This is a genomic window from Hydrogenivirga sp. (assembly GCF_056450045.1).
The window spans coordinates 1-7,602 of record NZ_JBWONM010000022.1 but is presented as its reverse complement, the minus strand read 5'-3'; the positions used below and the strand labels follow the sequence as shown (position 1 = coordinate 7,602).

The window sequence follows — 7,602 nt, the reverse complement described above, 5'->3', positions numbered from 1 at the left end:
CAGAAGCTCCGGCGGTCTTATTCCCCTTCCCTTTCCGCCTACGTAGTCCGCTGCGTCTATGGGCACATCTCTTCCGGCAGGTCCTATTCCCACGAAGTGGAAGTCCTCCTTCTGCTTTACCTTGATCTTCATTCTCTACCTCCTAATCTATCCTCCTCGCTATCTCCTTTGCGTACTCCATGGTTGATACTTCCCTTGCCTGCTCTCCCATCCTCCTGAAGCCGGCTGCTATGTCCGGGGTTCCCACCCTGTCCTCAAAGGTCTTCTTAACAGCGTTATAGACCTTCTGGGCAGCCTCTTTCCAGCCGAGGTACTCAAGCATCATAGCTCCCGAGAGGGTCAAAGAGAGGGGATTGGCAATTCCCCTGCCGGCAATGTCCCAGGCTGTTCCGTGGGTGCTCTCAAAGAGAGCATAGCCTTCCCCAATGTTCCCGCTGGGGACGAATCCCGGACCTCCGATAAGGGCAGCGGCAAGGTCTGAAACGTAGTCTCCGTTCAAGTTCTGGGCGATTATCACATCCCAGGCATCGGGTCTGAGGACGAGTTGCATGAGCATCTGGTCGGTTATCACCTTTGTGAGCTTTACCTGTCCCTCTCCCGGCTGAGCCTCTTGGTCTGTTACCACCCTGCCCTCAAACTCGGGCTCCTTTGCCACCTCAAAAGCCCAGTTTATAAAGGCACCTTCGGTGGCCTTCATTATGTTCCCTTTGCCTATCACGGCAACGTTCTTCCTACCGTTTTCAAGGGCGTACCTGAGGGCTTTCCTGACGTGCCTCTTTGTCTTGAACTCGCTCATTGGCTTCACTGTTATGCCAACGTCTTCAGGAAAGCCGTCCTCCTTTGCACCCATCTCCTTTATAAGGAACTCCCTGACCTTCTTCGCCTCCTCGGTGCCGGAGAAGAACTCTATACCTGCGTAAACGTCGTCGGTGTTCTCCCTAAAGACGACAACATCAACCCTCTGGGGCTCAGGTATGGGCGTGGGCTGACCCATCCAGTACACGGGACGGACGGCAGAGTAGAAGTCAAAGGCTCGCCTGAGGGCTGAGTTTATGGACCTGACCCCCTTTCCCACAGGCGTACCGAGGGGTCCCTTTATACCGACCACCGCCTCCTTGAGGAAGTCTAAGGTCTCCTGGGGGAGCCTGTCGCCGGTCTTCTCCTCCGCCTTATCCCCTGCGAGGAGCTCCACCCAAACTATCTTCTTGCTCTCGCCGTACGCTCTCTCAACGGCTGTGTTTATTACGTGGATCATGGCGGGGGTTATCTCCGGACCTATGCCGTCTCCCTCTATGAAGGGGATTATGGGCTTGTCGGGGACAAGCAGGCTCGCCTTTTCTCCCAGCTTGATGAACTCACCTTCCTGGGGTCTCTTTGCCTCTCCTTCCCAGTAGTAAACGTTATCAGCCTTGAGGGTTTCCATTCTCTCCTCCTGAAAGGTGATAAAATTTTAGGGGACTGCCCTCAGGCTGTCAAGTTTTTTAAAACATCGTTTTAAGTCTGTTAGAGTGTTAAAATACACTCTGATGAAAGCGCTCCACAAAACCCTTGATGTGCTTGACCTCCTTATGGAGAAGGGTGTTGCCGGGGTGACGGAGATAAGCAATGAGCTCAACCTCAACAAGAACAACGTTTTCAGGATACTCATAACCCTTGAGGAGCACAGGCTAGTTGAAAAGGAGGAAGAGACGGAGAAGTACAAGCTCTCAACTGGCTGTGTTGTCTTGGGCTACGGCTTTATCCACAAACATCCCCTGACAAAGCTCTCCATACCCGTTCTGAAGGGACTACGCTTCAGGCTGGGTGAGAGCGTAAACTTAGCCATGCTTGACGACAAGCAGCAGTTCATAATATATGTAGCCTCTGAGGAGACTATAAAGCCCGTGAAGGTCAAGCCCAGAATCGGGAGGAGGTACGGGATAAACAGCGGGGTCAGCTCTGCCAAGGCTATAAAGAGGGCTCTAAAGGGAGAAGCGGGCTTTGTCTTTGATTACGAACATGATGAGAAGAACGGGATATCTGGGGGTGCCTGCGTCGTGAGGGACTACAGGGGAAGGCCCATCGCCGCTGTTGAGGTCCTTGCTCCCATGTACAGGATGCCCCTGAGGAAGATAGAGGAGGAGATAAAGCCCCTGCTGGAGGACGCAGCCCTTGATATATCTCTCAAGCTTGGTTATTGGGACTGACCTTACCCAGCTTCTTTGAGAGCTCTTCCGATGCCTCAACCACAACCTTCCTGAACTTGCTCACCAGCAGCTCTTCGGGCACTCTGTAGGCTGGTGCAACGACACTCACGGTGTAGCCTACCTTCCCGGCGTAGTCAAACACGGGGGCAGCTATGCTGACCACGTCCTCTTCGTACTCACCTATGTTTATTGAGTATCCCTTCTCCCTTATCTCCTTCAACTCCTTCCTTATCTCCTCGGGGGTCTTCGTCCTATCGGTGTGCTTTATCCACTTGACCTTCTTGAAGTAATCCTCAAGCTCTCTCTCATCAAAGTGGGCTAAGTATATCTTCCCAGAGGCTGAAGCGTACATAGGAAGGACTCTCCCGAAGCGGGAAAGTATCCCGACCTCCTTTTCAACCTCATGCTTCTCTATGTACAGGACCTCATAGCCTATCTTCGTGGTCAGATAGGCGTTCTCCTTCAGCTTATCCACGACATCTCTCAGGATCGGCTTGGCGAGGCTCCTAACGTCAAGGTGGTGGAAGTAAGCTCTCCCAAGCTCAAAGCATTTAACACCGAGCATGTACTTTCCCGACTCCTCTTCGTAGCTAACCCATTCCCTATCAACGAAGGTTGCGAGTATCTTCTCAATCCTCTCCGGCTTGAGTCCCGTCTTTTCGTGGAGATGCTCCACACCCATCGGCTCCTTCTCTATGAGGAAGAGTATCCTGAGAGCTATATCAACGTTCTGTATCAGGTAGAAGCTCTTATCCCTGTGCATACCTGTGTTCCATATTATACAATTAGTAGTTCGGAGCTCACTATGGACAGGAAGCTTGTCATCCTCGGAGCCCAATGGGGTGATGAGGGAAAGGGAAAGATAGTGGATCTTCTCTCGGAGAACCACGATGTTACCGTCAGGTATCAGGGTGGGAGCAACGCCGGACACACGGTTGTCGTTGGAGGAGAGAGGTTCATACTTCACCTTCTTCCCACGGGCATACTTCACAGCCACGTTGTTGGGGTTATAGCCCAGGGGATGGTTGTTGACCTTGAGGTCCTTCAGGATGAGCTTGAGAGCCTCAAGGAGAAGGGCATAGATTACGAGGGGAGGCTCCTGATAAGCGACAGGGCACACCTCGTTATGCCTTACCATAAGGTCCTTGACAGGCTCTTTGAGAAGAAGGGAGGGATAGGGACGACCCTCAGGGGCATAGGTCCCGCTTACATGTTCAAGTTTGGGAGGAAGGGGATAAGGCTTGCGGACCTGGAGGACGAGAGGAGGCTCTACACCCTGATTGAGGAGAATGTGTCCTTTGTAAGGGATATATGCGAGAAGGTATTCTGCGAGAACTATGAGCTGAATGTTGATGAGGTCTTTGAGAGGATCCTTCAGAGGTATGAGACCTGCAGGGAGATGGTGACCGACGTATCCCGCTATCTACTTGATACAGAGAAGAGCCTTCTCTTTGAAGGGGCTCAGGGAACGATGCTTGATGTGGATATGGGAACCTATCCCTACGTGACCTCTTCAAACTCTTCAGCTCTCGGTCTCTCAAACGGAACAGGTCTGCCACCCAAGTTCTTCTCTGACGCATATATGGTGGGTGTTGCAAAGGCATACACCACGAGAGTGGGCGGGGGTCCCTTTCCTACGGAGTTGAAGGGAAAGGAAGGAGAAAGGCTCAGAGACCTCGGGGGAGAGTACGGCTCAACTACGGGAAGACCGAGAAGATGCGGATGGCTTGACCTCGTAGCCCTGAAGTATGCGGTGGAGGTGAACCACCTTGACGGGATAATCCTCACGAAGCTTGATGTCCTTGACAGCTTTGAAGAGGTTAAGGTCTGCGTTGCTTACGAGTACGAGGGACAGAGGATAGAGCACTTCCCCGCCTCCCTAAAAGTCCTGGAAAACTGCAGGCCCCTGTACAAGAGTTTAAAAGGGTGGCTCAAAGACACGAGGGGAGCTAAGGATGTGAAGGAACTACCGCCCAATGCCCTTGACTACGTGAAGTTCATAGAGGACTACACAGGCGTGCCTGTTATAATGCTCTCCACCGGTCCCAAGAGGGAAGAGTTTATATGGCTCAGGGAACTGCCCAAGATAAAGGTGAGCTCTTTATAAAGAGAGCTAAGGAGCTCAACCTCGCCTTTATAGTATCCTTAAGCCTCTTCTTTCTGGTGAGTTTAGCCCTCTACAGCTTCTTCTCCATGCCCGTGTCCGCAAAGCTTGTGCTTTACATCTATGGGATTGAGATATCCCTATCCTTGATAGCCTACATTGTAGCATTCATAGTAAGGAGAAGGCTCTTCCCCGTCAGGATGTCGGACAAGTACTGGAGCTACACCGCCGTAAGGCGGTACTTCTGGAGTTACGTTCTCCTTTGTCTGCCCTTCGGGGTCGCCTTCATCTTCTACCTCTTTGCGGGGAACCTCTCCTCACTGGTGCTGGGTTACCTGCTCTCCTTGTGTGGTTTAATAATCTTCAGACCCAGAAAGGGGGACGTACTTGATGAAGTACAGGGATAGGATAGAGATAAACCCTGAGGTCATGGTTGATAAGCCGGTCATAAAGGGGACAAGGATACCGGTTGAGTTTATCCTTGAGCTGTTGGCAAGCGGATGGACCTTTGAGGAGATACTTGAAAACTACCCCCAACTCAAGAGGGAAGACATCTTGGCTGCCATAGAGTATTCCCTTGAGATACTAAAGAATGAGAAGGTGTATCCGGTTTGAAGCTTATCGCAGATGAAAACATACCCTTAAAAGTGGTTGAAGGCTTAAGAGATCAAGGGTACGATGTCCTAAGAGTAGATGAGATAAAGCCCGGACTAAAAGACACGGAAGTGATTGACATCGCAATTAAGGAATCCCGGATACTGGTAACCTTTGATAAGGACTTTGGAGAGTTAATATATCGCCATGGATATAAGGTTGAGGGGGTTATTCTCCTTAGGTTTCCTCCCATTAACGTCAACTTTATAGGTGGAAGACTTCTGAGCCTTTTGAACTCAGGAATAGAAATGGAAGGGAATTTTATCGTAGTTGAAGAGAAAAGGATAAGGGTACGAAAGCTTGTTCTCCGTTGAGGCACATGAGCCCATGTGGTTTAATAATCTTTAGACCCAGAAAGGGGGATGTGATATGACGAGAGAAGAGGCTATAAAGAAGCTCTACGAAGAAGACCCTGAGTTCAGGGAGTGGAAGGACAAACATGATGAGCTTGATAAGGATATAGCAAAGCTTGAGAAGCACCATCCCATGACCCACGACCTTGAGCTTGAGATAGAGAAGCTCAAGAAGGAGAAGCTCTACTACAAGGACCTTATGGAGCAGAAGATACAGGAGTTCCTCAAGAAAGGTAGCGGGTAGGGTCCGGAAGCCCCGCCCTCCTGAAGCCCTCCTTCCTCTCAACACACTTCTCACACCTCCCGCAGTGCTTCCCCTCCACCGGTCTCATGCAGGAGAAGGTCAGCCCATAGGGAAGCTTGGCGTAGTAGCGTTTGATAACCTCCTCCTTCTCAAGACCCATGAAGGGTGTATCAACCTTAAGCCTGACCTTTGCACCCCTTGAAAGGAGCCTCTCCACATCGTCAAAGAACTCCCTGTTGTTGTCGGGGAAGGGGTACAAGCCGAGGCTACCTATGCTCACCCTCTTTATACCCCTTTTAAGTGCCTCCAAAGCCACGGCGCTGACGAGTATAAGGTTTCTCAGAGGCATCTCCACGCTGTTTGCTCCGGGTCCTATACCCCTTGCTGGCAGAACCCTGATAGGCAGAAGACTCCCGTACCTCTTCCTGAGGAACGCCCAGAGCCTCTCTCCCCAACTCATCTCAACCCCCTCCCACGGGAAGCCACACTTCACGTATACAGGCAGAACGAGGTATCCCCTCTCCAGATAGTGAACAGCAAGGGAGGAGCTCTCCACCCCTGCGCTGAAAAGAAGCGCAACCTTCCTCATCCAACGCTCCCAGTTCCAGAGCCGGCTATGTGCCTGCCCCCATCAACCCTGATTATCTCCCCAGTGATGCTGTCGCACTCAAGAAGGAATCGGGTCAAACCGCTCACATCATCTAAAGAGACCGCTCTTCCGAGCGGTGTTTTTCTCAGAATCCTTTCCCACTCCTCATCGCTAAGCTCCTCAGCCTTCAGGGTAGGACCGAGAGCTATGCAGTTCACAAGAACGTGGGGAGCGAACTCCTTGGCGAGGACCTTGACCGCTGTGTGAAGCGCACCCTTAGCCACGAAGTAGGCGGAGTAACGCTTGTAGGGTGTGCACTCAACCGCCCAATCGCCGAAGGCTACTATCCTTCCCTTCACTTCCCCCTCATTCCCGAGCATCCTCTCATAGACGAGCTTTGAGAGAAATAGGAACGCCTCAGCTATAGGGACAAAGTGGGAGTAAAGGTCCTCCCTGCTGAGCTTCTCCATAGGTGTGCTGAAATAGGGAGAGGCGAGGTGTATAAAGGCATCAATCCCTCCCAGCTCCTCATAGGCTCTGTCCACAACAGAGGCGTAGCTTGAGGGGTCCGAGAGGTCAGCCTTCAGGGGTGCGACCTTCCTTCCAAGTGAAGCCCCAAACCTCTCCAGCTCACGAGCCTCCTCCTCAGAGCTCCTGTAAAGGAGGCACAGGTCGTAGCCCTCTTCAATAAGGCTCCTGGCTATCTCCCTTCCTACTCTCTTTATTCCCGTTATCAGAACTCTCTTTCCCATTCTCAACCCTGAACTTGAACTCCGCCACCTTCTCCTGCTCACCTATTTTACAGCCGATGCGAAGCCTAACACTCCTGACATCTTCGGGAAGTTTCTGGAAGTAAAGGAAGCCCCTTAGCTTTGCTCCCGGAAGGACCCTGCCGGGTATGAAGGCTTTCTGTATGACCTCCTCCGTATCGGTGTAATAGGGTGTCCCGAGCAACCAGCCGACGCCAACGTTTGGAGTCCCGTATCCAAAGCCAAGAGCGAAGCCAACCGAGGAGTCCCCCCTTGCTATCTCCGATGCCTCCTTAGGCTCAAGGAGGTTGTACTGGTTCCCCCTCTCATCAAGAAGGGTGATCATGTCCTTCTCAATAACTATAGACTCACCGCTGTTGTTCTCCACCTCAACGTAGATAGGTAGAAGCCTGTCCTCAATTGACAGGTAGCCGTCCCAGGCGTTAGCCTTGACAACTATCCTCAGACCGGAGTCCGTGTACACCGCTGTGTAGCTCTTCTCGTCTACCTCCACCCCGTTGGGTAAAGGCACAAGCTTCTTCTGAGCACAGGAAAAAAGGAAGAGAAAGGCAAAGAGGAGATACACCATCGGTAGATAATATATGCCCTTCAGAACCTGTAGCTAAGGTTAAGGTGGAAGCTCCTCCCCGGTTCGGGGACCTTCACACCGGAAGAGAAGGGGTCTCTCAGATAAGAGAGGTGTTCGTAGTAGAACTTGTCCAG

At 51.7% G+C, this 7,602-nt stretch carries 11 protein-coding genes and 1 pseudogene; 6 read left to right on the top strand and 6 right to left on the bottom strand.

The window, feature by feature from the left end:
* Together AC1HCM_RS00725 and AC1HCM_RS00720 are read right to left on the bottom strand one after the other, a co-directional pair.
* Nucleotides 1-132, bottom strand: a pseudogene (locus AC1HCM_RS00725) (OsmC family protein); the annotation flags it as partial.
* 10 nt (nt 133-142) lie between these two features.
* The gene (locus tag AC1HCM_RS00720) at nt 143-1,423 is read right to left on the bottom strand and encodes an NADP-dependent isocitrate dehydrogenase (RefSeq protein ID WP_479459858.1); all 1,281 of its coding nucleotides are present in this window, start codon (nt 1,421-1,423) and stop codon (nt 143-145) included.
* Nucleotides 1,424-1,508: 85 nt separating this feature from the next.
* Here AC1HCM_RS00720 and AC1HCM_RS00715 point away from each other — a divergent pair, with 85 nt between their 5' ends.
* Entirely contained in the window at nt 1,509-2,186 is a 678-nt protein-coding gene (locus AC1HCM_RS00715) for an IclR family transcriptional regulator (protein WP_479459857.1), read from the top strand.
* Here AC1HCM_RS00715 and AC1HCM_RS00710 read toward each other — a convergent pair.
* Nucleotides 2,164-2,949, bottom strand: a complete 786-nt coding sequence (locus AC1HCM_RS00710) for an IclR family transcriptional regulator (RefSeq protein ID WP_479459856.1) — start codon at nt 2,947-2,949, stop codon at nt 2,164-2,166. The genes AC1HCM_RS00715 and AC1HCM_RS00710 overlap by 23 nt on opposite strands.
* Nucleotides 2,950-2,991: 42 nt before the next feature.
* On the opposite strand from AC1HCM_RS00710, the gene AC1HCM_RS00705 reads away from it, so the two are divergent.
* The 5 genes from AC1HCM_RS00705 to AC1HCM_RS00685 are packed head-to-tail and all read left to right on the top strand — an operon-like array spanning nt 2,992 to nt 5,541.
* Nucleotides 2,992-4,293, top strand: a complete 1,302-nt coding sequence (locus tag AC1HCM_RS00705; RefSeq protein ID WP_479459855.1) for an adenylosuccinate synthase — start codon at nt 2,992-2,994, stop codon at nt 4,291-4,293.
* Nucleotides 4,251-4,697, top strand: coding sequence for a hypothetical protein (locus AC1HCM_RS00700; protein WP_479459854.1), 447 nt, complete (start codon nt 4,251-4,253; stop codon nt 4,695-4,697). Before AC1HCM_RS00705 ends, AC1HCM_RS00700 begins: the two co-directional genes overlap by 43 nt.
* On the top strand, nt 4,681-4,905 hold the full coding sequence (locus tag AC1HCM_RS00695; protein ID WP_479459853.1) for a DUF433 domain-containing protein: 225 nt from the start codon (nt 4,681-4,683) through the stop codon (nt 4,903-4,905). The genes AC1HCM_RS00700 and AC1HCM_RS00695 overlap by 17 nt, the downstream gene beginning before the upstream one ends.
* Nucleotides 4,902-5,258, top strand: a complete 357-nt coding sequence (locus AC1HCM_RS00690) for a DUF5615 family PIN-like protein (RefSeq protein ID WP_479459852.1) — start codon at nt 4,902-4,904, stop codon at nt 5,256-5,258. Before AC1HCM_RS00695 ends, AC1HCM_RS00690 begins: the two co-directional genes overlap by 4 nt.
* A gap of 55 nt (nt 5,259-5,313) precedes the next feature.
* On the top strand, nt 5,314-5,541 hold the full coding sequence (locus tag AC1HCM_RS00685) for a DUF465 domain-containing protein (RefSeq protein WP_479459851.1): 228 nt from the start codon (nt 5,314-5,316) through the stop codon (nt 5,539-5,541).
* On the opposite strand, the gene AC1HCM_RS00680 is transcribed toward AC1HCM_RS00685, so the two are convergent.
* Genes AC1HCM_RS00680 through AC1HCM_RS00670 form a run of 3 tightly spaced genes read right to left on the bottom strand, consistent with a single transcriptional unit; the run spans nt 5,522 to nt 7,468 of the window.
* Nucleotides 5,522-6,130, bottom strand: coding sequence for a 7-cyano-7-deazaguanine synthase (locus AC1HCM_RS00680; RefSeq protein WP_479459850.1), 609 nt, complete (start codon nt 6,128-6,130; stop codon nt 5,522-5,524). The genes AC1HCM_RS00685 and AC1HCM_RS00680 overlap by 20 nt on opposite strands.
* The gene (locus AC1HCM_RS00675; protein WP_479459849.1) at nt 6,127-6,882 is read right to left on the bottom strand and encodes an SDR family oxidoreductase; all 756 of its coding nucleotides are present in this window, start codon (nt 6,880-6,882) and stop codon (nt 6,127-6,129) included. The genes AC1HCM_RS00680 and AC1HCM_RS00675 overlap by 4 nt, the downstream gene beginning before the upstream one ends.
* On the bottom strand, nt 6,815-7,468 hold the full coding sequence (locus tag AC1HCM_RS00670; RefSeq protein ID WP_479459848.1) for a hypothetical protein: 654 nt from the start codon (nt 7,466-7,468) through the stop codon (nt 6,815-6,817). The genes AC1HCM_RS00675 and AC1HCM_RS00670 overlap by 68 nt, the downstream gene beginning before the upstream one ends.
* Nucleotides 7,469-7,602 lie beyond the last annotated feature (134 nt).